Source organism: Streptomyces sp. NPDC054834 (assembly GCF_053611185.1).
In genome coordinates this window covers 1-21,781 of the sequence record NZ_JBSGZV010000064.1, presented here as the reverse complement: position 1 = coordinate 21,781, position 21,781 = coordinate 1, and the positions used below count along the sequence as shown (strand labels likewise).

Below are 21,781 nucleotides of genomic sequence, written 5' to 3'. Positions count from 1 at the left end.
CCACGAAGGACGATCACTTGATGAGCGACAACCAACTGCGGCTGGTGTGGATCTACCCGGATCTGCTGAGCACCTACGGCGACCAGGGCAACGCGCTGGTCATCGAGCGGCGGGCGCGGCAGCGCGGTCTGGACGTGGCGCGGCTCGACGTGCGCAGCGACCAGCCGATCCCCACCTCCGGCGACATCTACCTGATCGGCGGCGGTGAGGACCGGCCCCAGCGGCTCGCCGCGGAGCGGCTGCGCCGCGACGGGCACCTGTACCAGGCGGTGCAGAACGGCGCGATCGTCTTCGCGGTGTGCGCCGGCTACCAGATCCTCGGCCACGAGTTCGTCAACGACCTCGGCCAGCGGGAGCCGGGCCTCGGCCTGCTCGACGTCACCACGGTGCGCAACGAGGGCGAGCGGTGCGTCGGCGACGTCCTCGCGGACATCGACCCGCGCCTGGGTCTCCCCCAGCTGACCGGCTTCGAGAACCACCAGGGCATCACCCACCTCGGCCCCACCGCCCGCCCCTTCGCCCAGGTCCGCCTGGGCAAGGGCAACGGCACCGGCGACGGCACCGAGGGCGCGTACAACGACACCGTCTTCGGCACGTACATGCACGGGCCCGCCCTCGCCCGCAACCCGCAGATCGCCGACCTGCTGCTGAAGCTGGCGCTCGACGTCAACGCGCTGCCGCCGATCGACGACCGGTGGTACGAGGCGCTCCGCAACGAGCGCATCGCGGCCGCGCAGCAGCCCGCCTAGGCGGCCCGCTCCGGGGGTCCCGAGGTCCGGTCTAGACGTACTGAAGTCGCCTTCAAGCGCCCTCCGCCAAGGTAGTCCGCAGGCCCGCCTGACGGCTCGTCCGCTCACATGTGCGGGCACGTCCAGCAGGCGGACGCCTGCTACGGAGCCACCCCCACACGCCGGTAGGGTGGCCGGGATCCAGCCGGACAGCGTGGTCCGGTCCCCGGCCCACGTCTAGAAGGTATTCGGGCTATGCGCATTGGTGTCCTCACGTCCGGCGGCGACTGCCCCGGCCTGAACGCCGTAATCCGGTCCGTCGTGCACCGTGCCGTCGCCGACCACGGCGACGAGGTCATCGGATTCCGGGACGGCTGGAAGGGCCTCCTGGAGTGCGACTACCTCAAGCTCGACCTCGACGCCGTGGGCGGCATCCTGGCGCGCGGCGGCACCATCCTCGGTTCCTCCCGGGTCCGCCCGGAGCACCTGAGGGACGGTGTGGCGCGGGCCAAGGGGCACGTCGAGGAGCTCGGTCTCGACGCGATCATCCCGATCGGCGGTGAGGGCACGCTGAAGGCGGCCCGCCTGCTGTCGGACAGCGGCCTGCCCATCGTGGGTGTGCCGAAGACCATCGACAACGACATCGCTGTCACGGACGTCACCTTCGGCTTCGACACGGCCGTCGGCGTCGCCACCGAGGCACTGGACCGGCTGAAGACCACCGCCGAGTCCCACCAGCGCGTGCTGATCGTGGAGGTCATGGGCCGCCACACCGGCTGGATCGCGCTGCACTCCGGCATGGCGGCCGGCGCGCACGCCATCGTCGTACCGGAGCGGCCCTTCGACATCGACGAGCTGACCCGGAAGGTCGGCGAGCGGTTCGAGGCGGGCAAGCGGTTCGCGATCGTGGTGGCGGCCGAGGGTGCCAAGCCGAAGCCCGGCTCCATGGAGTTCGACGAGGGCGGCAAGGACATCTACGGCCACGAGCGCTTCGCCGGGATCGCCCGGCAGCTCTCCGTCGAGCTGGAGCAGCGGCTCGGCAAGGAGGCTCGGCCGGTCATCCTCGGGCATGTGCAGCGCGGTGGCACGCCGACCGCGTACGACAGGGTGCTGGCCACGCGTTTCGGCTGGCACGCGGTGGAGGCGGTGCACCGCGGGGAGTTCGGCAGGATGACCGCGCTGCGCGGTACGGACATCGTGATGGTGTCGCTGACCGAGGCCGTGCAGACGCTGAAGACCGTGCCCTCGGATCGGTACGACGAGGCGGAGTGCGTGCTCTGACCCGGTCCGAGTGGACCTCCCTGCCCCCGGTCGCGTACGTGACCGGGGGCGGTTCTACTCTTGGGGGCGGACAGACGCGTACAACCCCCACGAATCAGGAGCCGGCGGATGGATCACAGCGGGCACGGCATGGTCATGGATCTGCCGCCGTTCACGCTGGGGCGGGGTCTTCAGTGGTCGGCCGACCCGTTCTTCCTCGTGGCCTGCCTGGTGGGCCTCGGGTTGTACGGGTGGGGTGTCGCACGGCTGCGGCGGCGCGGTGACGCGTGGCCGGCCGGCCGGACGGTGTCGTACGTCGCGGGTGTGCTGACCATAGGGCTGATGATGTGCACCAGGCTGAACGACTACGGCATGGTCATGTTCAGCGTGCACATGGTCCAGCACATGGTGATCAGCATGCTGTCGCCGATCCTGGTCCTGCTGGGCGCCCCGGTCACCCTGGCCCTGCGCGCGCTGCCGGTCGCGGGCAGGGGCCGCAAGGGTCCGCGCGAGCTGCTGCTGGCGCTGCTGCACAGCCGGTACATGCAGGTGATCACGCATCCCGTGTTCACGATCCCGCTGTTCATCGCGAGCCTGTACGCGCTGTACTTCACGCCGATCTTCGACTTCCTGATGGGCTCCAAGACGGGGCACGTCGCGATGATGGTGCACTTCCTCGCGGTGGGCGTGGTGTTCTTCTGGCCGATCATCGGCGTGGACCCGGGACCGCACCGGCCCGGCTACCTGCTGCGGATGCTGGAGCTGTTCGCGGGCATGCCGTTCCACGCGTTCTTCGGGATCGCGCTGATGATGGCCTCGACGCCGATGGTGGAGACGTTCCGGAACCCGCCCGCCTCGCTCGGCATCGACGCGCTCTCCGACCAGAACGCGGCCGGCGGGATCGCCTGGGCGTTCAGCGAGATCCCGTCCGTGCTGGTGCTGATCGCGCTGCTGTTCCAGTGGTACGGCTCGGAGCAGCGGCAGGCCAAGCGCAAGGACCGGGCCGCCGACCGGGACGGGGACCAGGAGCTGGAGGCGTACAACGCCTATCTGGCCTCACTGAACGCACGCGAGAGCTGAGTCACCGGTATGCCGTAGCTGGGCCGTTCGGGGCACCATGGAGGCATGGACCCTGAGGAGGCTGGTGCGATGCCCGGTTCCACGAACGGTTCCACGAAGGCCATGGGGGTGCTCACCGTCGGCGGGCTCGTCGTGGTGACGGCCTACACGGTGGCGCTCGGCAGCAACGGCTGGCTGTGGTTCGGCTGGGTCGTGCTGGGGCTGCTCACCCTGGCGATGATCGTGACCGAGAGCCCCTGAGCCCGGCGGTCCTCACTGCACGCGCGGCGGTCCTCAGTGCACGCCGGGCTGGTACTTCGGCAGCCGCGCGGTGATCTTCATACCGGCGCCGACCGCGGTCTCGATGACGAGGCCGTGGTCGTCGCCGTAGACCTGGCGGAGCCGGTCGTCGACGTTGGACAGGCCGATGCCGCCGGAGGGGCCGACCTCGCCGGCCAGGATGCGGCGCAGCAGGCCGGGGTCCATGCCGACGCCGTCGTCCTCGATGACGACCAGTGCCTCGGCGCCCGCGTCCTGCGCGGTGATCTGGATGTGGCAGGCGTCGGCCTTGCCCTCCAGGCCGTGCTTGACGGCGTTCTCCACGAGGGGCTGAAGGCACAGGAAGGGCAGGGTGACCGGCAGCACCTCGGGCGCGATCTGGAGGGTGACGGAGAGGCGGTCGCCGAAGCGGGCCCGGACCAGCGCCAGGTAGTGGTCGATGGCGTGCAGTTCGTCGGCGAGGGTGGTGAATTCGCCGTGCCTGCGGAACGAGTAGCGGGTGAAGTCGGCGAATTCCAGCAGTAGTTCGCGGGCCCGTTCGGGGTCGGTGCGCACGAACGAGGCGATCACCGCGAGCGAGTTGAAGATGAAGTGCGGGGATATCTGGGCGCGCAGGGCCTTGATCTCGGCCTCGATGAGCCGGGTCCGGGACCGGTCGAGGTCCGCGAGCTCCAGCTGGACGCTCACCCAGCGGGCGACCTCGCCGGCCGCCCGGACCAGGACCGCGGACTCGCGCGGGGCGCAGGCGACGAGCGCGCCGTGCACCCGGTCGTCGACGGTGAGGGGCGCCACGACGGCCCAGCGGACGGGGCAGTCGGGGGTGACGCAGGTGAGCCGGAAGGCCTCGCCGCGGCCGGTCTCCAGTGGCCCCGCCAGCCGCTCCATGACCTCCGCGCGGTGGTGACCGCCCACTCCGTCCCAGACCAGTACCTCCTCGAGGTCGGTGAGGCACAGCGCGTCCGTGCCGAGCAGGGTGCGCAGGCCGCGCACCGACTTGCGGGCGGTCTCTCCGGTGAGCCCGGCCCGCAGCGGGGGCGCGGCGAGCGAGGCGGTGTGCAGGGTCTGGAAGGTGGCGTGCTCGACGGGGGTGCCGAGATCTGCGAGGGTCCCGGGGCGGGCGGTGCGCCGTCCGAGCCAGAAGCCGGCCGCGAGCAGCGGCAGGACGGCGACGCACAGGCCCGCGAGGAAACCGCTCACGCCGTCACCTCGGCCCGCAGCGCACCAGCGCCGTGCACCGACCGCGGGGCAGCCCCGGCCGGCAGGGCGCGCGGCGACCCGGTGCCGGAAACATCCACCAGGGTCTCGGGACGCGCGCTAAGCCCCCACAACCATGAATCCGCCACCGACAGCGGCAACACCACGCACAGGCCCGCCAGGAAACCGCTCACGCCGTCACCTCGGCCCGCAGTTCCTCGGGCAGGTGGAAGCGCGCCAGGATCGCCGCCGTGCCGGGCGGCACCCGGGCCGGGGTGGCCAGGGACACCAGCACCATGGTGAGGAACCCCAGCGGCACCGACCACAGGGCGGGCCAGGCGAGCAGGGCGTGCAGCGATCCGGTGCCGGGGAAGTCCGCCATGGTCGCGGCGACGGCGAGGAACGCCGAGCCGCCGCCCACCAGCATGCCCGCCGCCGCGCCGGGCGGGGTCAGCCGCCGCCACCAGATGCCGAGGACGAGCAGCGGGCAGAAGGAGGACGCCGACACCGCGAAGGCCAGCCCCACCGCGTCCGCCACCGGCAGCCCGCCCACCAGCATGCTCGCCGCCAGCGGCACGGCCATGGCGAGCACCGTTCCCAGCCGGAAGTGCCGTACCCCGCGCGAGGGCAGCACATCCTGGGTGAGCACCCCGGCCACCGCCATGGTCAGCCCCGAGGCCGTGGACAGGAACGCGGCGAAGGCGCCTCCGGCGATCAGCGCGCCCAGCAGGTCGCCGCCGACACCGCCGATCATGCGGCCGGGCAGCAGCAGGACTGCGGCGTCCGCGTCGCCGCCCAGGGTGAGCTCGGGGGCGTACAGGCGGCCGAGGGCGCCGTAGACCGGTGGCAGCAGGTAGAAGCCGCCGATCAGGGCGAGGACGGCGACCGTGGTGCGGCGGGCGGCGCCGCCGTGCGGGCTGGTGTAGAAGCGGACGACGACGTGAGGCAGGCCCATGGTGCCGAGGAAGGTGGCCAGGATCAGCCCGTACGTGGCGTACAGCGGGCGTTCCTCGCGGCTCGCCGCGAGGGAGGTGGACATGCCGCCGTTGCCGCCGCGGTCGGCGGCGGGGACGGGTGTGCCCCGGGCGAAGGTCAGGCGGGTGCCGCGCTCGATGCGGTGGGTACCGGCGGGCAGCCGGAGCCGGGTGTCGTCGTGGGGGCGGCCGTCGACCGTGCCACTGACGGTGACCGTGAGCGGCTTGTCCAGCCGGAGGTCGAGGGTCTCCGCCATGCGGACGGTGCGCTGTTCGCGGAAGGCGGTCGGTTCCGCGAAGGCGGGTCGCGGGCCGCCGTCGGCCTGCCAGGCGAGGACGAGGAAGAGGGCGGGGACGAGGAGGGCGGTGAGCTTGAGCCAGTACTGGAAGGCCTGCACGAAGGTGATGCTGCGCATGCCTCCCGCAGCGACGGTCGCCACCACGACCACGGCCACGATGAGTCCGCCGAGCGGGTCGGGGGCCCCGGTGAGCACCGCCAGCGTCAGCCCGGCACCCTGGAGTTGGGGTAACAGGTACAGCCAGCCGACGCCGACCACGAAGGCCCCGGCCAGCCGTCGCACGCCCTGTGAGGCGAGCCGGGCCTCGGCGAAGTCCGGCAGCGTGTAGGCGCCGGAGCGGCGCAGCGGGGCGGCGACGAAGAGGAGCAGGACGAGGTAGCCGGCCGTGTAGCCGACCGGGTACCAGAGCATGTCCGGGCCCTGGACGAGGACCAGCCCCGCGATGCCGAGGAAGGAGGCGGCCGAGAGGTACTCGCCGCTGATGGCGGCGGCGTTGAGGCGGGGTCCTACGGCACGGGAGGCGACGTAGAAGTCGGAGGTGGTGCGGGAGATGCGCAGGCCGAAGGCGCCGACGAGGACGGTCGCCACGACGACGAGGGCGACGGCGGGGACGGCGTAACCGGAGTTCATCGGTCCTCGTCGGTCATCGGTCTTCCACCAGGCGTACGAAGTCGCGCTCGTTGCGTTCGGCGCGGCGCACGTACCAGCGGGCGAGCAGGATCAGCGGTGCGTACAGGCAGAAGCCGAGCACCGCCCAGGCGAGGCGGCGGGCGTCGGGCGCGGCCGCGAAGACCAGCGGGAGCGGGCCGACGAGCAGGACCAGGACCGCGAATCCGGTGAGGGCGGCGCGCAGTTGGGTGCGCATCAGGGAGCGGACGTAGGTGTGGCCGAGGGTGGTGAGCTCGTCGATCTCGGTGCGCGGCCGGTAGTAGCCGGAGGCGTGGGGGTACCGCCCGCGCGAGCGAAGCCGAGCGTGGGGAAGGGTGCGGCGGGGCGGTCCGGTGACGGTGACACGGCGTTCGGTGGGCTCCACTGCGCCTCCCTACCCCGCGGTGCGGCGCATCAAAAGGTCCCGCAGCTCGCGGGCGTGCCGCCGGCTCACCTGGAGTTCCTCGCCACCCACCAGGACGCACACGGTGCCGGCGTCCAGGCGGAGTTCGCCGATGTGGCGCAGGGCGACGAGGTGGCGGCGGTGGATGCGGACGAAGCCGCGGGCGCGCCAGCGTTCCTCCAGGGTGGACAGCGGGATGCGGACGAGGTGGCTGCCGCGGTCGGTGTGCAGCCGGGCGTAGTCGCCGTGCGCCTCGGCGTGGGTGATGTCGTCGACGGCGAGGAAGCGGGTCACGCCGCCGCGTTCGACGGGTATCTGGTCGGGGTCGGGTTCGTGCACGGGGATCGGCGGGGCGGTGCCGCGCAGTTCGGCGGCCCGGCGGACGGCCTCGGCGAGGCGTTCCTTGCGGACGGGTTTGAGTACGTAGTCGACCGCCTTTAGGTCGAACGCGCTTACGGCGAAGTCCTCGTGGGCGGTGACGAAGACGACCAGCGGCGGCCGGGCGAACCCGGTCAGCAACCGGGCCATCTCCAGACCGTCGAGGCCGGGCATCTGGATGTCGAGGAAGACCACGTCGATGGCGTCGGGCCCGGCCGGCCCGGACTCCAGGGCGCGGGTGATGCGGCGCAGCGCCCCGGTGGCGTCCCCCGCGCCTTCGGCGCTGCTGATGCGCGGGTCGGCGTTGAGCAGGTAGAGGAGTTCCTCCAGCGAGGGGCGTTCGTCGTCGACGGCGAGGGCGCGCAGCATGAACGTGGAGTGTAGGGGCGATCCGCGTGCCTGGACATGTGCCGGGTGTGGACGTTCCCGCTGGATACAGTGCCGACATGAACAGCAGGACCGCCCCGTTCGACGAGCTCGACCGGAAGATCGTCACCGCGCTGATGGCGAACGCCAGGACCAGCTTCGCCGAGATCGGTTCGGCGATCGGGCTGTCGGCCACCGCGGTGAAGCGGCGCGTGGACCGGCTGCGGGACACGGGCGTGATCACGGGTTTCACGGCCACCGTGAAGCCGTCGGCGCTGGGCTGGCGCACGGAGGCGTACGTGGAGGTGTACTGCGAGGGGGCGGCGCCGCCGAGGCGCCTGGCGGAGGTGGTCCGCAACCATCCGGAGATCACGGCCGCCATGACCGTGACGGGCGGCGCGGACGCGCTGCTGCACGTGCGGGCGCGGGACGTGGAGCACTTCGAGGAGGTGCTGGAGCGGATCCGCACGGAACCGTTCATCCGGAAGACGATCAGCGTGATGGTGCTGTCCCACCTTCTCCCGGAAAGCCCGGAAGCGGGAGCGACCCTCGCGGCACCGGAATGACCCGGGCATGCGCATCACTCCTGCGTCTCGCGCCGGGAGAACGCAGCGATGCTGCTCAGGCACGCAGCCTTTCTTCCTTGTCGTCCGTCTCCCTCCCTTCCTACCGTGGACTCACCCCTCAGTGACACACAGGAAAGCGGAGGAAACCCTCTGTGCCCGAAAGCCGTGTGCCGCGCCCTCGGCGCTTTCTCGTCTGTGAACCCAGACATTTCGCGGTGCAGTACGCGATCAACCCCTGGATGCATCCCGACCGGCCCGTCGACGTGGATCTCGCCCGGGAGCAGTGGCAGGCGCTGATCCGTGCCTACCGCGCCCACGGTCACACCGTCCAGTCGGTCGAGCCGGTCCCGGGCCTGCCGGACATGGTCTTCTCCGCGAACGCGGCGTTCGTGGTCGGCGGCCGGGTCTTCGGTTCCCTCTTCCACGCGCCCGAGCGGCGCCCCGAGTCGACCCACTACGACACCTGGTTCAAGGCGGCGGGCTACGACGTGCACCGCCCCGAGTCGGTGTCCGAGGGCGAGGGCGACCTGGTGTGGACGGGCCGGTACGTGCTCGCCGGCACCGGGTTCCGCACCACCCGCGAGGCGCACCGGGAGGCGCAGGAGTTCCTCGGCCACCCGGTCATCGGCCTGACCCTGGTGGACCCGTACTTCTACCACCTGGACACGGCGCTGTTCGTGCTGGACGACGACAACATCTGCTACTACCCGGAGGCGTTCTCGGCAGGCAGCCGGGAGGTGCTGCGGCGGCTGTACCCGGACGCGGTGCTCGCCACCCGGGAGGACGCGATGGCGTTCGGCCTGAACTCCGTGTCCGACGGCCGGAACGTCTTCATCGCGCCCCGCGCCGAAGCCCTCGCCGAACGCCTCACCGGCCACGGCTATGTCCCCGTCCCCGTCGACCTGTCGGAGTTCCACAAGGCCGGCGGTGGCATCAAGTGCTGCACCCAGGAGATCCGCTGATGACCGCACCCGCGCGCACCCGTACGTCCGCCGACCTGATCCGTGCGGAGGAGCCCGTCCTCGCGCACAACTACCACCCGCTGCCCGTGGTGGTGGCACGGGCCGAGGGCACCTGGGTGGAGGACGTCGAGGGCAACCGCTACCTCGACATGCTCGCCGGATACTCGGCGCTGAACTTCGGTCACCGCCACCCGGCGCTGATCGAGGCCGCGCACCGCCAGCTGGACCTGCTGACCCTCACCTCCCGCGCCTTCCACAACGACCGGCTCGCCGGGTTCGCGGAGCGGCTCGCGGAGCTGACCGGCCAGGACATGGTGCTGCCGATGAACACCGGCGCCGAGGCGGTGGAGAGCGGCATCAAGGTGGCCCGGAAGTGGGCGTACGAGGTGAAGGGCGTCCCCGCCGACCGGGCCACGATCGTGGTCGCGGCGGAGAACTTCCACGGCCGTACGACGACGATCGTGGGCTTCTCCACCGACGAGACGGCCCGGGCGGGCTTCGGCCCCTTCGCGCCGGGCTTCCGGATCGTCCCGTACGGCGACCTGGCCGCGCTGGAGGAGGCCGTCGACGAGACGACGGCGGCGGTGCTGATCGAGCCGATCCAGGGCGAGGCCGGGGTCGTCATCCCCGGCGAGGGCTATCTGACCGGTGTCCGTGAGCTGACCCGCCGCAAGGGCTGCCTGTTCATCGCGGACGAGATCCAGTCGGGCCTGGGCCGCACCGGCCGCACCCTCGCGGTCGAGCACGAGGGCGTCGTCCCGGACCTGCTGCTGCTCGGCAAGGCGCTGGGCGGCGGGATCGTGCCGGTGTCGGCCGTGGTGGGCCGGCGCGAGGTGCTCGGCGTGCTGCGGCCGGGCGAGCACGGCTCCACGTTCGGCGGCAACCCGCTCGCGGCGGCCGTCGGCACGGCCGTGGTCGAGCTGCTCGAGACGGGCGAGTTCCAGCGCCGGGCGACGGAGCTGGGCGTCGTGCTGCGCGACGGACTGGCCGATCTGGTCGGCCGGGGCGTGGTCGGTTTCCGCTCGCGCGGGCTGTGGGCGGGCGTCGACGTCGACCCCGCCATCGGCACCGGCCGCGAGGTCAGCGAGCGCCTCATGCGGGACGGAGTCCTGGTCAAGGACACCCACGGCTCCACGATCCGGCTGGCCCCGCCGCTGACCATCACGGCCGAGGAACTGCGATCCGCGCTGGGCGCGTTGGAGCGGGTGCTCGTCCGGGAGAGCTGAGGTTCGCGCTTCCGCGGTTGCCGGAAACCGCAATCCGCGAAGGGCTGCTTTCCGTATCAGTTCACAGGGGACAAGACGCCCCCTCCAGACAGACTGATCTACGGAACGCCTGGGGTCGCGATGCACTCCACCCATGCAGCCGCAGCCACATTCACCGGGTTGGGCGTGTGCTGCGCCGTCGGCAATACGGTGCTGCACACGGCCCTCGTCCCCGACCACCTCGAGGAGATGTTCTACATCGGCGTCCTGTTCGCCGTGGGCAGCGCCGTCATGCTCGCGGTGGCAGTGGCGCTGGTCGTGATGCAGCGCCCGCTGGTCGCCTGGCTGACCGGCACTCTGGTCAGCCTCGGCATGATCGTCGGATTTGTGCTGTCGCGCACTGTCGGCCTGCCGGCCGGCTATTACGAGCCCGGCTGGGAGTCGCCGTACGGCCCGCTGTCCCTGCTCGTGGAGGGACTCTTCGTCCTGGCGTTCCTTGCCTGGCTGGGCGACCGGATCGCCCATGGTGCCGGACCGGGACTGCTGCCGTACAGGTCGCACCGCGAACCGGTCTCGGCCGGGGCCGACTGTTCACAACGCTGACCGAGGAGGACCGGCCATGGCCGTGACACTCAGCCGGGGCGGAGCGGTGGCGGGGGTGTGCGCGATGGCGCTGGCCGCTGTGCTCACGGCGTGCGGGAACTCGGGGTCGGGCGGCGCGGGAACCGGGGCCGCGCCCACCCCGTCGCAGGCAGGCAAGCCGGCGGGTACGACGGTGACCGTGCGGTTGACCGAGTACAAGCTGGCCCTGTCGTCGAAGACGTTCAAGGCCGGTGACTACACCTTTGTCGCCGAGAACGACGGGCACATCGTGCACTCGCTGGAGATCGAGGGGCCCGGCGGCGAAACACGGCTCTCCCATGATCTCCAGCCGGGCCAGTCGGAGCAGCTCAGGATCATGCTGAAGAAGGGCGCCTACGAGCTGTACTGCCCGGTGGACGGTCACGAGGGACTCGGGATGAAGATGGACATCACGGTCGGTGGCGGTACCGCGGGTGGAGGGGGTGGCTCCTCGGGCAGCTCCTCCTACTGACCGGTCTGAGCATCCGTCAGGACGCGGGAACGGGTTCGGCGTCGATACGGCCGGATACCGTTCCGCGCGCCTGCGTCGCCACTTACACTGACACCCCACAACGTGCCGGTTGACCTGCTGGAACGCGGCGGTTGAGCCGATCCGCCAGAGTGAGGAGCGACCCCTTGTTCTACCGTCTGCTCAAGTACGTGCTGTTGGGGCCGTTACTGAGACTGGTCTTCCGGCCCCGCATCGAAGGCCTCGAGCACGTGCCGTCCTCCGGAGCGGCCATCGTCGCCGGCAACCATCTGTCCTTCGCGGACCACTTCCTGATGCCGGCCATCCTCAAGCGGCGCATCACCTTCCTCGCCAAGGCCGAGTACTTCACCGGACCGGGCGTCAAGGGCCGCCTGACCGCGTTCTTCTTCCGCAGCGCGGGCCAGATCCCGGTCGACCGTTCGGGCAAGGACGCGGGCCAGGCCGCGATCCGCGAGGGCCTCGGTGTGCTTCGCAAGGGGGAACTGCTCGGCATCTATCCGGAGGGCACCCGCTCGCACGACGGCCGCCTCTACAAGGGCAAGGTCGGCGTCGCGGTGATGGCGCTGAGGGCCGGGGTGCCGGTCGTCCCCTGCGCGATGATCGGCACCTTCGAGGCACAGCCGCCGGGCCGGGTCGTCCCGCGCGTCCACCCCATCGCCATCCGCTTCGGCAAGCCCCTCGACTTCTCCCGCTACGAGGGCATGGAGAACGAGAAGGCCATCCTGCGGGCGGTCACCGACGAGATCATGTACGCCATCCTGTCGCTGTCCGAGCAGGAGTACGTCGACCAGTACGCGGCCGTCGTCAAGGCGGAACAGGCCGCGGCCCGGGCGGACAAGGAACGCCGCTTCCCGCGGCTGCCGCTGAGCTGACACCGCATGACCGAGGGGCGGCCGGAGATCCGGCCGCCCCTCGCCGCCGTGGCGGATGCGGTTACGGCTTGGGCGTGGCGTGCGGAGCGCAGGTGACGTCCGCGGTGTCCAGCTTGCCGGTGAGCAGGTAGGTGTCCACCCGGTCGTTGATGCACGGGTTGACCAGTCCGGTCACGCCGTGGGAGCCCGCGTCCTTCTCCGTGATCAGGCGGGAGCCCTTGAAGCTCTTGTGCAGTTCGACGGCGCCCTCGTACGGGGTGGCGGCGTCACGCGTGGACTGCACGATGAGGACGGACGGCAGGCCCTTGTGGGTCTTGACGGGCACCGGGGTCTGCTGCTTGACGGGCCAGGTCGCGCACGGCAGGTTCATCCACGCGTTGGCCCAGGTCATGAACGGGTAGTCCTTGTTGAGCCGCGTGTTGTCGCGGTCCCACTTCCGCCAGCTGGTGGGCCACTTGGCGTCGGCGCACTCGACGGCCGTGTAGACGGCGTTGCTGTTCTCCGAGGTGATGTTGCCCGCGGTGTCGGACAGGTCCGGGGCGGCGGCGTCGACCAGCGCCTGGGTGTCACCCGCGAAGTACTTGCTGAACACCGTCGCCACCGGCACCCAGGAGGAGTCGTAGTACGGGGCGCTCTGGAAGAAGGAGATCAGCTCGGCCGGGCCGACGACCCCGCCGATGGGGTTCTTCTTGGCGGTGGCGCGCAACTGGAGCCACTTGGCCTGGACGGCGGCGCGGGTGGTGCCGAGGTGGAAGCTTGCGTCGTTGGCGGCGACCCAGTCCTCCCAGTCCTTCCAGCGGCCCTCGAAGGCGACGTCCTGCTCCAGGTTGGCCTGGTACCAGATGTTCTGGCGGGACGGGTTGACCACGCTGTCGACGATCATCCGGCGGACGTGGCCCGGGAAGAGCGTGCCGTAGACGGCGCCGAGGTAGGTGCCGTAGGAGACGCCGAGGTAGTTGAGCTTCTTCTCGCCGAGCGCGGCACGGATGACATCCAGGTCGCGGGCGGTGTTCGGCGTGGTCATGTACGGCAGCATGCCGCCGCTGCGGTCGTAGCAGCCGTCGGCGTACTCCCGGGCCAGCTTGCGCTGGGCGGTCTTGTCGGCCTCGGTGTCCGGCACCGGGTCCATCTTGGGCGCCTTGACGAACTCCTGCGGGTCGATGCAGGAGATGGGTGCCGAGTGGCCGACGCCGCGCGGGTCGAAGCCCACGAAGTCGTACGCCTTCGCGGTGTTGGCCCACAGGGGGCTCTTGGTGGTGACCCGGCGCGGGAAGCGCATGCCGGAGCCGCCCGGACCGCCGGGGTTGTAGACGAGCGCGCCCTGGCGCTCCTCCTTCGTCCCCGTGTTGCCGATGCGGTCGACGGCGAGCTTGATCTGCTTGCCGTACGGCTTGGCGTAGTTCACCGGTACGGAGACCCAGCCGCACTGGATCGGCTTCTCCAGCCCCCAGTCGGCGGGGCAGTCCTTCCAGTCGATCCCGGTCTTGGCGGCCCGGTCCGCGGCGATCGCGGCACCTCGGGCCTCGCGGTCCTGTCCGTGCCGCTCGGCCGCACCGGCCGCGGGCGCCGAGACGGCTCCGGCCAGCAGGGTCGCCGTGACGAGCGCTCCGGCCGAACCGAGCGCCAGCACACGCTTCTTCGGTCTGATGTCCCTCAAGTGGGGCCCCTCCCCGTACGTAGCTGCGAATGGTCACGGGGATCCTCGCGGCTGTGAGCCACCTGAGAACAGGGGTTGTTGACCTTCTTTGCCAATCCGATAACCGGATGATCACGTCCCGTTAGCGGAACACGCCTCGTCCGCCTCGTCCAGTACCCGCCGCAGCCGCAAAGCATCGGCCGCGACGGCGGTCACCAGCACGGCGGGCCCGGCGAGCGGCGCCACGGCGGCCCCGTCCCCCAGCATCCGCGCCACCACCGGCTCTCGCGCGAACTCGGGCCGTGCGACGAAGAGTTGTCCGACGGCTCGGTGACCCGCCAGCACGGCCGGCCCGTCCCATCCGCCCGGAGCGCCGGGCCCGCAGGCCAGTTCCTGGTCGAGCACGGTCCGTCCGGCGATCCGCACCGTGAGACGGCTGGTGAGCCGCCCGGGTTCCTCCCCGACCCGCCCCAGCACCTGCTCCTCGCGCAGCACGAGCCGGGCCCCGGCCGCGAGATCGACGCTGGTGGTGACGTACAGGTCACTGCCCCGCGCGGAGATCAACTGCTCGGGCAGCCAGCGCAGTTCGCCTCCCTCGGCCACCCGGAGCCGGACATCGTACCGGGCCTCCCCCTTCCCCTGCCCCGGCAGCGCGATGGTCGCCGCGGCGGACCCGACGTGCAGCCGGGCGCCCTCCCCCACCTCGGCCTCCACGGCGAACCGGTCACCGCCGAGCGGCCCGCTCATCGCGCCGACGAGCATGACCCGCGTCTCGGCCCCGCTCGCCCGGGTACGGCGCAGCGCCAGCGGCCCCTCGCCCTCCAGCACGGGCAGCGCCGTACCGCCCCGGCCGTCGTCCCGGGCGACGATCCGGGCGGTCGCCCGCACCCCGGTCACGGTCATGCCGCCCACGCGGCGAGCCGCCCACGCACCCATGCGGCCACGTCCGTCACGCCCGCCTCGCTCCTGAGCGACTGGAACACCACCGGCAACTCGGCCCGCTGCGCCTTCGCGTCGGCGGCCATCCGCGCCAGGTCGGAGCCCACGTACGGCGCGAGGTCGGTCTTGTTCACCACGAGCAGATCGGCGGTGGTGACCCCCGGACCGCCCTTGCGCGGGATGTCGTCACCCCCGGCGACATCGATGACGAAGATCTGCGCGTCCACGAGCCCCCTGGAGAAGGTCGCGGTCAGATTGTCCCCACCGGACTCCACCAGGATCAGATCCAGCGGCCCCACCTCCTCCTCCAGGTCCTCGACCGCTTCGAGGTTGGCGGAGATGTCGTCCCGGATCGCGGTGTGCGGACAGGCACCCGTCTCCACGGCCGCGATCCGCTCCGGCGGCAGCACCGCCTCCCTGAGCAGGAACTCGGCATCCTCCCGGGTGTAGATGTCGTTCGTGACGACAGCCAACGACAACTCGTCCCGCAGCACCCGGCACAGCGCAGCGACAGTAGCGGTCTTCCCGGAACCGACGGGCCCACCGAGCCCGATCCGCAGCGCACGACGGGCACCGTCGGGGCGGTGGGCGTCGGCGCTGAGGGCGGGGGTGGCGTGAGTGTGAGAGTGGTCAAGATGCATAGAAACGGCTCCAAACTTTCGAACCGGCGCGCTTTTCAGCCCGGTCCAGGCACTATCTCGAGCGAAGCCGAGAGTGGGGGAGGGTAGGGGCGGCGGGGGCGAGAACCTCTTCTATGACGCGAACAACCGCACAGGCCAGGCGGCATGCCACTCCGCCCCGACCTCCAACAACGGCGCCGACGCCGCAGGCAACACATCCACCCCCTCGTCGACCACCCGCCGACCCGCCTCCACCGCCCGGTCCGCGACACGATCCAACTCCGGCGCCAGCCGAGCCAGAACCGCAGTGGCGTCAAAAGGATCCAGACTCAGCAACCGCACCGTCGCCGTCGCCGGCCCGCTCACACTCTCGTACGCCGCGCAGTACGCCGCGTCCAAGGCCCCCAGCCCGGCCGCCCGCGCCACTACCCCCAGCACCACCGGCTGATGGACACCTTTGGGAAACTCCCGCGCCAGCGCATCCAGCTCCCCGGCCGGCCAGGCCACCCGCGCGGCCCGCATCATCTGCCGCCCCAGCCGCCGAGCCGCACCGCGCAACGCGGGCGACGGAGTCCGCGCGTCCGCCGCCGCGTCCAACGCCCCGGGGTCCACCCCGAGCACGGCAGCCGCCGCGAGCGCACCCGCCACCAGCCCCACGGTGTGCAGCCGCCCCCGGCAGAAGTCCTCGAGGCTCGCGGCCCCGGCGATCCGCCCGGCCTTGACGGCCGCCTCGGCCCCGCCGGAGTGGGCGTGCCCGCCGGCGGGGAAGCGGCCGTCGGCCAGGACGAGAAGCGCCGCTCTGGACATCAGAAGAGGAAGTAACGCTGGGCCATGGGCAGTTCGGCCGCCGGTGTCGCCTCGACCAGTTCGCCGTCGATGTGCACGGCGAAGCTGTCGGGATCGACCTGGACGTGCGGCCGGGCGTCGTTCTCCTTCATGTCCGCCTTCGTCACCCCACGCGTCGACTCGATGGCGACGAAGCGCTTGCCCAGTTGCAGCCGCTCCGGCAGCCCGTCGTCGATGGCGAGCGGCGCCACGAAGTTGAACGAGTTGGCTGCGGGCGCCCGCCCGATCGCGCCGTACATCGGCCGCGGAAGTATCGGCTGCGGCGTCGGGATGGACGCGTTCGCGTCACCCATCTGCGCGTACGCGATCTGGCCGCCCTTGATCACGAGTTGCGGCTTGACCCCGAAGAAGGCGGGCTCCCACAGCACCAGGTCGGCGAGCTTCCCGGTCTCCACGGAACCGATCTCCCGGCCCAGCCCCTGGGCGAGCGCCGGGTTGATCGTGTACTTGGCGACGTACCGCCGCACCCGCCGGTTGTCGGCCCGCCCGTCCCCGGGCAGCGCGCCCCGCCGGCGCTTCATCACATGGGCGGTCTGCCAGGTCCGCAGGACGACCTCACCCACCCGCCCCATGGCCTGGGAGTCGGAGGAGATGATCGAGATCGCGCCCAGGTCGTGCAGTATGTCCTCGGCGCCGATCGTCGACGGCCGGATCCGGGACTCGGCGAAGGCCAGGTCCTCGGGGACGGCGGGGTTGAGGTGGTGGCACACCATCAGCATGTCGAGGTGTTCCTCGGCGGTGTTGACGGTGAACGGCCGCGTCGGGTTGGTGGAGCTGGGCAGCACGTGCGGCTCGGAGACCACGGTCATGATGTCCGGGGCGTGCCCGCCGCCGGCGCCCTCGGTGTGGTACGCGTGGATGCCGCGCCCGGCGATCGCGGCGAGCGTGTCGCCGACGAAACCGGCCTCGTTGAGGGTGTCGGTGTGGATGGCGACCTGGATGCCGGTGCGGTCGGCGACGGTCAGCGAGGCGTCGATGACGGCCGGGGTGGAGCCCCAGTCCTCATGCAGCTTCAGGCCCAGCGCGCCGCCGCGGATCTGCGACAGCATCGCCTCGTGCGAGACGGTGTTGCCCTTGCCGAGGAAGCCGATGTTGAGGGGGTAGGCCTCCATCGCCTCCAGCATCCGGGCCAGGTGCCAGGGGCCGGGGGTGACGGTGGTGGCCTTGGAGCCCTCGGCCGGGCCGGTGCCGCCGCCGACCAGCGTGGTGATGCCGGCGGAGAGGGCCTCGTCGGCGATCTGCGGGCAGATGAAGTGAACGTGCGCGTCGATGGCGCCGGCGGTGAGGATCCGCCCGTTGCCCGCGATGACCTCCGTCTCGGGGCCGATGACCAGGTCCGGGTGGACGCCGTCCATCGTGTCGGGGTTGCCGGCCTTGCCGATCCCGGTGATCCGGCCGTCGCGGATACCGACGTCGGCCTTGACGATCCCCCAGTGGTCGACGATGACGGCACCGGTGATGACGGTGTCGGGGGTGCCTTCCGCGCGGGTGGCACGCGACTGGCCCATGGACTCCCGGATGACCTTGCCGCCGCCGAAGACCGCCTCGTCACCGGCGAGTCCGGGACCGCCTGAACGGTCCTCCTCGATCTCGATCAGCAGGTCGGTGTCGGCGAGCCGGATCCGGTCACCGGTGGTCGGACCGAACAGGTCCGCGTAGGCGGCGCGGGAGATCTCAGGCATTCAGGGCACCTCCTGTCTCCCCGCGCAGGCCGGGCACGATCCGGGCGCCGCCGAGCGGGACGAGTTCGACGTCGACGGGGATACCGGGCTCGAAGCGCACGGCCGTGCCGGCTGCGACGTTCAGGCGCTTGCCACGTGCCGCGGCGCGGTCGAACTCCAGGCCCGGGTTGGCCTCGGCGAAGTGGTAGTGGGAGCCGACCTGGACCGGCCGGTCGGCGGCGTTGAGGACGGTGAGCCGGGTGACCTCGCGCCCGTCGTTGAAGACGACCGGGTCGTCGGCGAACAGGATCTCTCCGGGAATCATCGATGGCCCCTCAGACGATCGGGTCGTGGACGGTCACGAGCTTGGTGCCGTCCGGGAAGGTGGCCTCGACCTGGACGTCGTGGATCATCGCCGGGACGCCTTCCATGACGTCGTCCCGGGTGAGCAGCTTGCGCCCGGAGGACATGAGTTCGGCGACGGTGCGGCCGTCACGCGCGCCTTCGAGGATGTGCGAGGTGATGAGGGCCACCGCCTCGGGGTGATTGAGCCTGAGTCCACGGGCCCGGCGCTTCTCGGCCACGTCCGCCGCGACGTGGATCAGCAGCCTCTCTTGCTCGTGCGGAGTCAGTTGCACGTCCCACCTCACAGTCCTCGCTCCGGACCGCGCGGGGTCCGGTTGCCGCGGCCACGGGCCGAAGTCCCTGGTGGCGTGGATCGGCAGGCTAGTGCGAGCGGGTTTCGGGGACGTTAACCGAGTTGTGATCCGTCAGCCGCCCCTGGATCGCCGGCTCGTCGTTGCGCACGACCTCGCTCCACACCCCGCTTCGCCAGGGCCCGGGAGAGGAGTCCGCCGGGGGGCGGTGGCAGGGTTTACACGGTGGCGCCCTCGTAGGTCTCCCGCAGCACGCCGAGCACCTCACCGACGCCCGTCCCCTGGAGCGGCGACGCCGACGTGGCCGCCGCCCGGGACATCATCGAGGAGTGGACCGTATACGGTGCGGTAGTCATCACCCCTAGTAGCGGTGGTCATCGCCCCTAGGTGCCCAGAGCTCCTGACCGGGTCAACCGCCGGCCCGGTCGTCGGCTCGGCGGTGGCCCTGCCGGGCCTGCGCGGGGCGCGCCGTGGGCGCGCTGGTGGGGCCGCCGCACCGGCGGGCGTCGCGGCGGCCGGGGACCGCGGGCAGCCGGCTGGGGGTACTCAAGGGCGACTGGTGGGCGGCGGCCGCGGCGCCGCCGCTGTCGTCGCCGGCCGTGAGCGCTGCCGTCGCCGGACCGGCGGCCCTGGTCGGCCGGGCGGGGACAGGCATCGCCGCGGGTGTGGTCATGCCGTTCGGCAACCCGTCCTCCGGCGCCTCCTCGGCTCCCGAGATGCTGCCCGTCGGCGGACGACGCGACGGCTGGGCCCCGCTAGGAGCGGTTGTGCCCCCGATGTTCCGCCGCGATGCCGAAGCGCCGGCGTTCGCCGGTAGCGGACGCGGCCTCGTGGACGCGGGAGACGGAGCTGATCACCTGCTCCTCCTCCGGTTGGTCGAGGGCGTCCAGTCGCTCCAGGTCGGCGGCGGAGACGAGGGCGACGAGGGGCTTGCCGTGCCGTGTCACGACGACGCGTTCACCGCCGTACACCACTCGGTTGATCAGGTCGGCGAGTTCAGCCCTGGCTTGCGTCACCGGAATCTCGTAGGCCATACCCCCATCATAACGTCACGTACATCCTGTACGTTTTTTACAGATGCCGATCTGCCGGAGACGGCTCTGCCGTGAGGAGGGGTATGCCATGACCCGACCGTTCGCCCGCCACGTCCTGCCCGAGTTCACCGAGCGCACCAGCAGCGGTCACCGCACGCTCGATCCGTACTCGAAGCTGCTGGAGGGGCGGATCGTCTTCCTCGGGACACCGGTCGACGACGCCTCGGCCAACGACGTCATGGCGCAGTTCATGCACCTGGAGCACGACGCCCCCGACCGGGACATCTCGCTGTACATCAACTCGCCCGGCGGCTCGTTCAGCGCGATGACGGCGATCTACGACACCATGCGGTACATCAGCTGCGACGTGCAGACGGTCTGCCTGGGGCAGGCGGTCTCGTCCGCCGCGGTGCTGCTCGCGGCCGGTACGCCGGGCAAGCGGTTCGTCCTGCCGGGCGCGCGGGTGGTGCTCCAGCAGCCGGCACTGCCCGAGCCGACGCAGGGTCAGCCGAGTGATCTCTCCATCCAGGCGGAGGAATTGAGCCGGATGCGCAGCCTGCTGGAGGGGATGCTCGTTCGCCACACCGGCCGCACCCCGGAGCAGGTCGACGCCGACCTCGAGCGGGACCTGATGCTGGACGCCCGGGGCGCGCTGGACTACGGACTCGTGGACGGGGTCATCCCCAGCCGCAAGTCGTCGCGCACCGGCACTCCGGACGCGGGGTGAGCCGCCGATGCTGCCACCGGAACTGCCGCCGCTGCCGGCCCTGACCCGCGCCGAGGGCGAGTTGATCGACCGTTACCTGGACGTGGTCGACCTGCTGGGGCGCATCAACCCGGCGCAGCACGGTGACACCTACCGTGGGCTGCGGGCCGCTCAGGCGCTGGTGCGCAAGGCGGTGGAACTGCGCGACGCGCTGACGCTGATGCACCAGCGGGGCGAGACGGAGCTGCACGCGGCCACCCTGGCCCGGGCCCTCAGGGTGCTGGACGGCGAGCGCCGTACCGCGCGCGTCACCGTGCCCCCGGACGGCGCCGGTTGACGCTTGCGTGTTCAGGTCTGAGTCGAAACGGCCCAAAAGACGTACCCACGTTCGGAGTAGCAGCGCATCCTTTTCCAGGGTCTCCGAAGTTGCGCGAACCGCCCGGGCGATGAGCGCCGGGAGAGGCTTCTGCCCTGGTCGGAGGGTGCGCGGCTGTCCCGTCAGCGGCTCGAACACAGACCTGTCCACCCGAACGGGTGAGTGGTGAGTAACACCACAAATCCCTGGTTCCGTTGGGATTTTCAGACAGTTGTGGGCGAAGATCCCTGTCTGACGACAAGCCCCCGCCACAACGACGGGGCGATCCGAGCGGACGCCGAGTCCTGCCGCCGCCCGGATGACCGGTCGACAGGAGTGGATCGGCAGGAGTGGAGGACCCGAGCAAGACGGGTCGCCGGAGCGGACATCCGTTCGCCTCCGAGCAGCCCTTGGGGTGAAGCCGCGGCAACGCGGCCGGGCAACTTCGCCAGCCCGAATCCGACAGGTCATCCTTCACAGGCGGCTGACGAAGGGTTGCGCATGACTGCGCTCAATCGTGTCCCGTCGCTCATGGTCCGGGCCGGTACGGCCTCGGCCTTCGCCATCGCCGCCGTCGGCGGCTCGATAGCGGTACCCGGTGTCGCCCCCGACGCCGCTGCCGCGACTCCGGCGACGAAGGCACTCCAGATCGCGGCGTCCAAGAAGGGCTCCCCGTACAAGTGGGGCGCCGCCGGGCCGCGCAGGTTCGACTGCTCGGGGCTCACGCTGTACTCGTTCAAGAAGGCGGGCAAGAGCCTGCCGCGGACGGCTGCCCAGCAGTACAACAAGACCCACCACATCTCGGCCGGGCACCGCAAGGCCGGAGACCTGGTCTTCTTCCATTCGGGGTCGAACGTCTACCACGTCGGCATCTACGCCGGGAAGGGGAAGATCTGGCACGCCCCCAAGACGGGTGACGTGGTGAAGCTGCAGAAGATCTGGACGCGGAGCGTCTGGTACGGCCGCGTCAGCTGACCGGCCGTCACGCCGCGCGCGGCCCCGGGTACAGGGCCACCCCCGGAGC

General features: G+C 71.2%; 28 protein-coding genes and 1 riboswitch. Of the genes, 13 read left to right on the top strand and 15 right to left on the bottom strand.

Going from position 1 to position 21,781, the window contains the following annotated elements; all coding sequences use genetic code 11:
* Positions 1–20 precede the first annotated feature (20 nt).
* The 4 genes from ACWGJM_RS44395 (at position 21) to ACWGJM_RS44380 (ending at position 3,308) form a co-directional block, all read left to right on the top strand.
* On the top strand, positions 21–749 hold the full coding sequence (locus tag ACWGJM_RS44395) for a type 1 glutamine amidotransferase (protein WP_453417469.1): 729 nt from the start codon (positions 21–23) through the stop codon (positions 747–749).
* A gap of 234 nt (positions 750–983) precedes the next feature.
* Positions 984–2,009: a 6-phosphofructokinase gene (locus tag ACWGJM_RS44390; protein WP_453417468.1), complete on the top strand. Its 1,026-nt coding sequence runs from the start codon at positions 984–986 to the stop codon at positions 2,007–2,009.
* A 108-nt stretch (positions 2,010–2,117) separates the two neighbouring features.
* Positions 2,118–3,068: a cytochrome c oxidase assembly protein gene (locus ACWGJM_RS44385; protein WP_453417467.1), complete on the top strand. Its 951-nt coding sequence runs from the start codon at positions 2,118–2,120 to the stop codon at positions 3,066–3,068.
* Positions 3,069–3,137: 69 nt separating this feature from the next.
* The gene (locus tag ACWGJM_RS44380; protein WP_453417466.1) at positions 3,138–3,308 is read left to right on the top strand and encodes a hypothetical protein; all 171 of its coding nucleotides are present in this window, start codon (positions 3,138–3,140) and stop codon (positions 3,306–3,308) included.
* A gap of 33 nt (positions 3,309–3,341) precedes the next feature.
* Here ACWGJM_RS44380 and ACWGJM_RS44375 read toward each other — a convergent pair whose 3' ends face one another.
* Genes ACWGJM_RS44375 through ACWGJM_RS44355 form a run of 5 tightly spaced genes read right to left on the bottom strand, consistent with a single transcriptional unit; the run spans position 3,342 to position 7,591 of the window.
* Positions 3,342–4,523: a sensor histidine kinase gene (locus ACWGJM_RS44375; protein WP_453417465.1), complete on the bottom strand. Its 1,182-nt coding sequence runs from the start codon at positions 4,521–4,523 to the stop codon at positions 3,342–3,344.
* On the bottom strand, positions 4,520–4,714 hold the full coding sequence (locus tag ACWGJM_RS44370; protein ID WP_453417464.1) for a hypothetical protein: 195 nt from the start codon (positions 4,712–4,714) through the stop codon (positions 4,520–4,522). Before ACWGJM_RS44370 ends, ACWGJM_RS44375 begins: the two co-directional genes overlap by 4 nt.
* Positions 4,711–6,423, bottom strand: coding sequence for a sodium/solute symporter (locus ACWGJM_RS44365; protein WP_453417463.1), 1,713 nt, complete (start codon positions 6,421–6,423; stop codon positions 4,711–4,713). The genes ACWGJM_RS44370 and ACWGJM_RS44365 overlap by 4 nt, the downstream gene beginning before the upstream one ends.
* A 13-nt stretch (positions 6,424–6,436) precedes the next feature.
* Positions 6,437–6,826, bottom strand: a complete 390-nt coding sequence (locus tag ACWGJM_RS44360; protein WP_453417462.1) for a hypothetical protein — start codon at positions 6,824–6,826, stop codon at positions 6,437–6,439.
* A gap of 9 nt (positions 6,827–6,835) precedes the next feature.
* A complete protein-coding gene (locus ACWGJM_RS44355) occupies positions 6,836–7,591 on the bottom strand; it encodes a LytR/AlgR family response regulator transcription factor (RefSeq protein ID WP_453417461.1) in 756 nt (251 codons plus the stop codon).
* 77 nt (positions 7,592–7,668) lie between these two features.
* Between ACWGJM_RS44355 and ACWGJM_RS44350 the strand changes: the two genes are divergently transcribed.
* From ACWGJM_RS44350 to ACWGJM_RS44325, 6 genes are all read left to right on the top strand, one after another.
* Positions 7,669–8,154 carry an Lrp/AsnC family transcriptional regulator gene (locus ACWGJM_RS44350; RefSeq protein WP_390734504.1) on the top strand — a complete coding sequence of 162 codons (486 nt, stop codon included), beginning with the start codon at positions 7,669–7,671 and terminating at the stop codon, positions 8,152–8,154.
* Between the two features lie 152 nt (positions 8,155–8,306).
* Positions 8,307–9,116: a dimethylargininase gene (ddaH, locus tag ACWGJM_RS44345; RefSeq protein WP_453417460.1), complete on the top strand. Its 810-nt coding sequence runs from the start codon at positions 8,307–8,309 to the stop codon at positions 9,114–9,116.
* The gene (gene rocD / locus ACWGJM_RS44340; RefSeq protein ID WP_453417459.1) at positions 9,116–10,342 is read left to right on the top strand and encodes an ornithine--oxo-acid transaminase; all 1,227 of its coding nucleotides are present in this window, start codon (positions 9,116–9,118) and stop codon (positions 10,340–10,342) included. The genes ddaH and rocD overlap by 1 nt, the downstream gene beginning before the upstream one ends.
* Before the next feature lie 120 nt (positions 10,343–10,462).
* Positions 10,463–10,924 carry a hypothetical protein gene (locus ACWGJM_RS44335; protein ID WP_453417458.1) on the top strand — a complete coding sequence of 154 codons (462 nt, stop codon included), beginning with the start codon at positions 10,463–10,465 and terminating at the stop codon, positions 10,922–10,924.
* A gap of 16 nt (positions 10,925–10,940) precedes the next feature.
* Complete coding sequence (locus tag ACWGJM_RS44330) at positions 10,941–11,414, top strand: cupredoxin domain-containing protein (RefSeq protein WP_453417457.1); 474 nt, start codon at positions 10,941–10,943, stop codon at positions 11,412–11,414.
* Positions 11,415–11,578: 164 nt separating this feature from the next.
* On the top strand, positions 11,579–12,304 hold the full coding sequence (locus ACWGJM_RS44325; RefSeq protein ID WP_453417456.1) for a lysophospholipid acyltransferase family protein: 726 nt from the start codon (positions 11,579–11,581) through the stop codon (positions 12,302–12,304).
* A gap of 61 nt (positions 12,305–12,365) precedes the next feature.
* On the opposite strand, the gene ACWGJM_RS44320 is transcribed toward ACWGJM_RS44325, so the two are convergent.
* From ACWGJM_RS44320 to ACWGJM_RS44275, 10 genes are all read right to left on the bottom strand, one after another.
* Positions 12,366–13,961, bottom strand: coding sequence for an alpha/beta hydrolase (locus ACWGJM_RS44320; protein WP_453417455.1), 1,596 nt, complete (start codon positions 13,959–13,961; stop codon positions 12,366–12,368).
* A gap of 111 nt (positions 13,962–14,072) precedes the next feature.
* Positions 14,073–14,843: an urease accessory protein UreD gene (locus tag ACWGJM_RS44315; protein ID WP_453417454.1), complete on the bottom strand. Its 771-nt coding sequence runs from the start codon at positions 14,841–14,843 to the stop codon at positions 14,073–14,075.
* Positions 14,840–15,520, bottom strand: a complete 681-nt coding sequence (gene ureG / locus ACWGJM_RS44310) for an urease accessory protein UreG (protein WP_453417453.1) — start codon at positions 15,518–15,520, stop codon at positions 14,840–14,842. The genes ACWGJM_RS44315 and ureG overlap by 4 nt, the downstream gene beginning before the upstream one ends.
* A 111-nt stretch (positions 15,521–15,631) precedes the next feature.
* Positions 15,632–16,306: an urease accessory protein UreF gene (locus ACWGJM_RS44305; RefSeq protein WP_453417452.1), complete on the bottom strand. Its 675-nt coding sequence runs from the start codon at positions 16,304–16,306 to the stop codon at positions 15,632–15,634.
* Complete coding sequence (locus ACWGJM_RS44300) at positions 16,306–18,027, bottom strand: urease subunit alpha (protein WP_453417451.1); 1,722 nt, start codon at positions 18,025–18,027, stop codon at positions 16,306–16,308. Before ACWGJM_RS44300 ends, ACWGJM_RS44305 begins: the two co-directional genes overlap by 1 nt.
* Positions 18,020–18,331, bottom strand: coding sequence for an urease subunit beta (locus ACWGJM_RS44295; RefSeq protein WP_453417450.1), 312 nt, complete (start codon positions 18,329–18,331; stop codon positions 18,020–18,022). Before ACWGJM_RS44295 ends, ACWGJM_RS44300 begins: the two co-directional genes overlap by 8 nt.
* Before the next feature lie 10 nt (positions 18,332–18,341).
* On the bottom strand, positions 18,342–18,644 hold the full coding sequence (locus ACWGJM_RS44290; RefSeq protein WP_453417449.1) for an urease subunit gamma: 303 nt from the start codon (positions 18,642–18,644) through the stop codon (positions 18,342–18,344).
* A 236-nt stretch (positions 18,645–18,880) separates the two neighbouring features.
* Positions 18,881–19,018 (bottom strand): hypothetical protein, encoded by a 138-nt coding sequence (locus ACWGJM_RS44285; protein WP_453417448.1) that lies wholly within the window; start codon positions 19,016–19,018, stop codon positions 18,881–18,883.
* A 53-nt stretch (positions 19,019–19,071) separates the two neighbouring features.
* Positions 19,072–19,335: a hypothetical protein gene (locus tag ACWGJM_RS44280; protein ID WP_453417447.1), complete on the bottom strand. Its 264-nt coding sequence runs from the start codon at positions 19,333–19,335 to the stop codon at positions 19,072–19,074.
* A gap of 82 nt (positions 19,336–19,417) precedes the next feature.
* Positions 19,418–19,696 carry a type II toxin-antitoxin system Phd/YefM family antitoxin gene (locus tag ACWGJM_RS44275; protein WP_453417446.1) on the bottom strand — a complete coding sequence of 93 codons (279 nt, stop codon included), beginning with the start codon at positions 19,694–19,696 and terminating at the stop codon, positions 19,418–19,420.
* 88 nt (positions 19,697–19,784) lie between these two features.
* Here ACWGJM_RS44275 and ACWGJM_RS44270 point away from each other — a divergent pair, with 88 nt between their 5' ends.
* The 3 genes from ACWGJM_RS44270 (at position 19,785) to ACWGJM_RS44260 (ending at position 21,732) form a co-directional block, all read left to right on the top strand.
* Positions 19,785–20,423 carry an ATP-dependent Clp protease proteolytic subunit gene (locus ACWGJM_RS44270; RefSeq protein ID WP_453417445.1) on the top strand — a complete coding sequence of 213 codons (639 nt, stop codon included), beginning with the start codon at positions 19,785–19,787 and terminating at the stop codon, positions 20,421–20,423.
* A gap of 7 nt (positions 20,424–20,430) precedes the next feature.
* Positions 20,431–20,739 carry a hypothetical protein gene (locus ACWGJM_RS44265; RefSeq protein WP_453417444.1) on the top strand — a complete coding sequence of 103 codons (309 nt, stop codon included), beginning with the start codon at positions 20,431–20,433 and terminating at the stop codon, positions 20,737–20,739.
* 304 nt (positions 20,740–21,043) lie between these two features.
* Positions 21,044–21,255, top strand: a riboswitch (cyclic di-AMP (ydaO/yuaA leader).
* Positions 21,256–21,258: 3 nt separating this feature from the next.
* Positions 21,259–21,732 (top strand): C40 family peptidase, encoded by a 474-nt coding sequence (locus ACWGJM_RS44260; RefSeq protein WP_453417443.1) that lies wholly within the window; start codon positions 21,259–21,261, stop codon positions 21,730–21,732.
* The last annotated feature ends 49 nt before the right edge of the window (positions 21,733–21,781 follow it).

Coding starts and splice junctions, on each gene's coding strand:
- ACWGJM_RS44395 (WP_453417469.1), top strand. CDS start 21: ATGAGCGACAACCAACTGCGGCTGGTGTGGATCTACCCGGATCTGCTG.
- ACWGJM_RS44390 (WP_453417468.1), top strand. CDS start 984: ATGCGCATTGGTGTCCTCACGTCCGGCGGCGACTGCCCCGGCCTGAAC.
- ACWGJM_RS44385 (WP_453417467.1), top strand. CDS start 2,118: ATGGATCACAGCGGGCACGGCATGGTCATGGATCTGCCGCCGTTCACG.
- ACWGJM_RS44380 (WP_453417466.1), top strand. CDS start 3,138: ATGCCCGGTTCCACGAACGGTTCCACGAAGGCCATGGGGGTGCTCACC.
- ACWGJM_RS44365 (WP_453417463.1), bottom strand. CDS start 6,423: ATGAACTCCGGTTACGCCGTCCCCGCCGTCGCCCTCGTCGTCGTGGCG.
- ACWGJM_RS44355 (WP_453417461.1), bottom strand. CDS start 7,591: ATGCTGCGCGCCCTCGCCGTCGACGACGAACGCCCCTCGCTGGAGGAA.
- ACWGJM_RS44350 (WP_390734504.1), top strand. CDS start 7,669: ATGAACAGCAGGACCGCCCCGTTCGACGAGCTCGACCGGAAGATCGTC.
- rocD (WP_453417459.1), top strand. CDS start 9,116: ATGACCGCACCCGCGCGCACCCGTACGTCCGCCGACCTGATCCGTGCG.
- ACWGJM_RS44335 (WP_453417458.1), top strand. CDS start 10,463: ATGCACTCCACCCATGCAGCCGCAGCCACATTCACCGGGTTGGGCGTG.
- ACWGJM_RS44330 (WP_453417457.1), top strand. CDS start 10,941: ATGGCCGTGACACTCAGCCGGGGCGGAGCGGTGGCGGGGGTGTGCGCG.
- ACWGJM_RS44315 (WP_453417454.1), bottom strand. CDS start 14,843: ATGACCGTGACCGGGGTGCGGGCGACCGCCCGGATCGTCGCCCGGGAC.
- ureG (WP_453417453.1), bottom strand. CDS start 15,520: ATGCATCTTGACCACTCTCACACTCACGCCACCCCCGCCCTCAGCGCC.
- ACWGJM_RS44305 (WP_453417452.1), bottom strand. CDS start 16,306: ATGTCCAGAGCGGCGCTTCTCGTCCTGGCCGACGGCCGCTTCCCCGCC.
- ACWGJM_RS44300 (WP_453417451.1), bottom strand. CDS start 18,027: ATGCCTGAGATCTCCCGCGCCGCCTACGCGGACCTGTTCGGTCCGACC.
- ACWGJM_RS44295 (WP_453417450.1), bottom strand. CDS start 18,331: ATGATTCCCGGAGAGATCCTGTTCGCCGACGACCCGGTCGTCTTCAAC.
- ACWGJM_RS44285 (WP_453417448.1), bottom strand. CDS start 19,018: ATGACTACCGCACCGTATACGGTCCACTCCTCGATGATGTCCCGGGCG.
- ACWGJM_RS44280 (WP_453417447.1), bottom strand. CDS start 19,335: ATGACCACACCCGCGGCGATGCCTGTCCCCGCCCGGCCGACCAGGGCC.
- ACWGJM_RS44275 (WP_453417446.1), bottom strand. CDS start 19,696: ATGGCCTACGAGATTCCGGTGACGCAAGCCAGGGCTGAACTCGCCGAC.
- ACWGJM_RS44270 (WP_453417445.1), top strand. CDS start 19,785: ATGACCCGACCGTTCGCCCGCCACGTCCTGCCCGAGTTCACCGAGCGC.
- ACWGJM_RS44265 (WP_453417444.1), top strand. CDS start 20,431: ATGCTGCCACCGGAACTGCCGCCGCTGCCGGCCCTGACCCGCGCCGAG.
- ACWGJM_RS44260 (WP_453417443.1), top strand. CDS start 21,259: ATGACTGCGCTCAATCGTGTCCCGTCGCTCATGGTCCGGGCCGGTACG.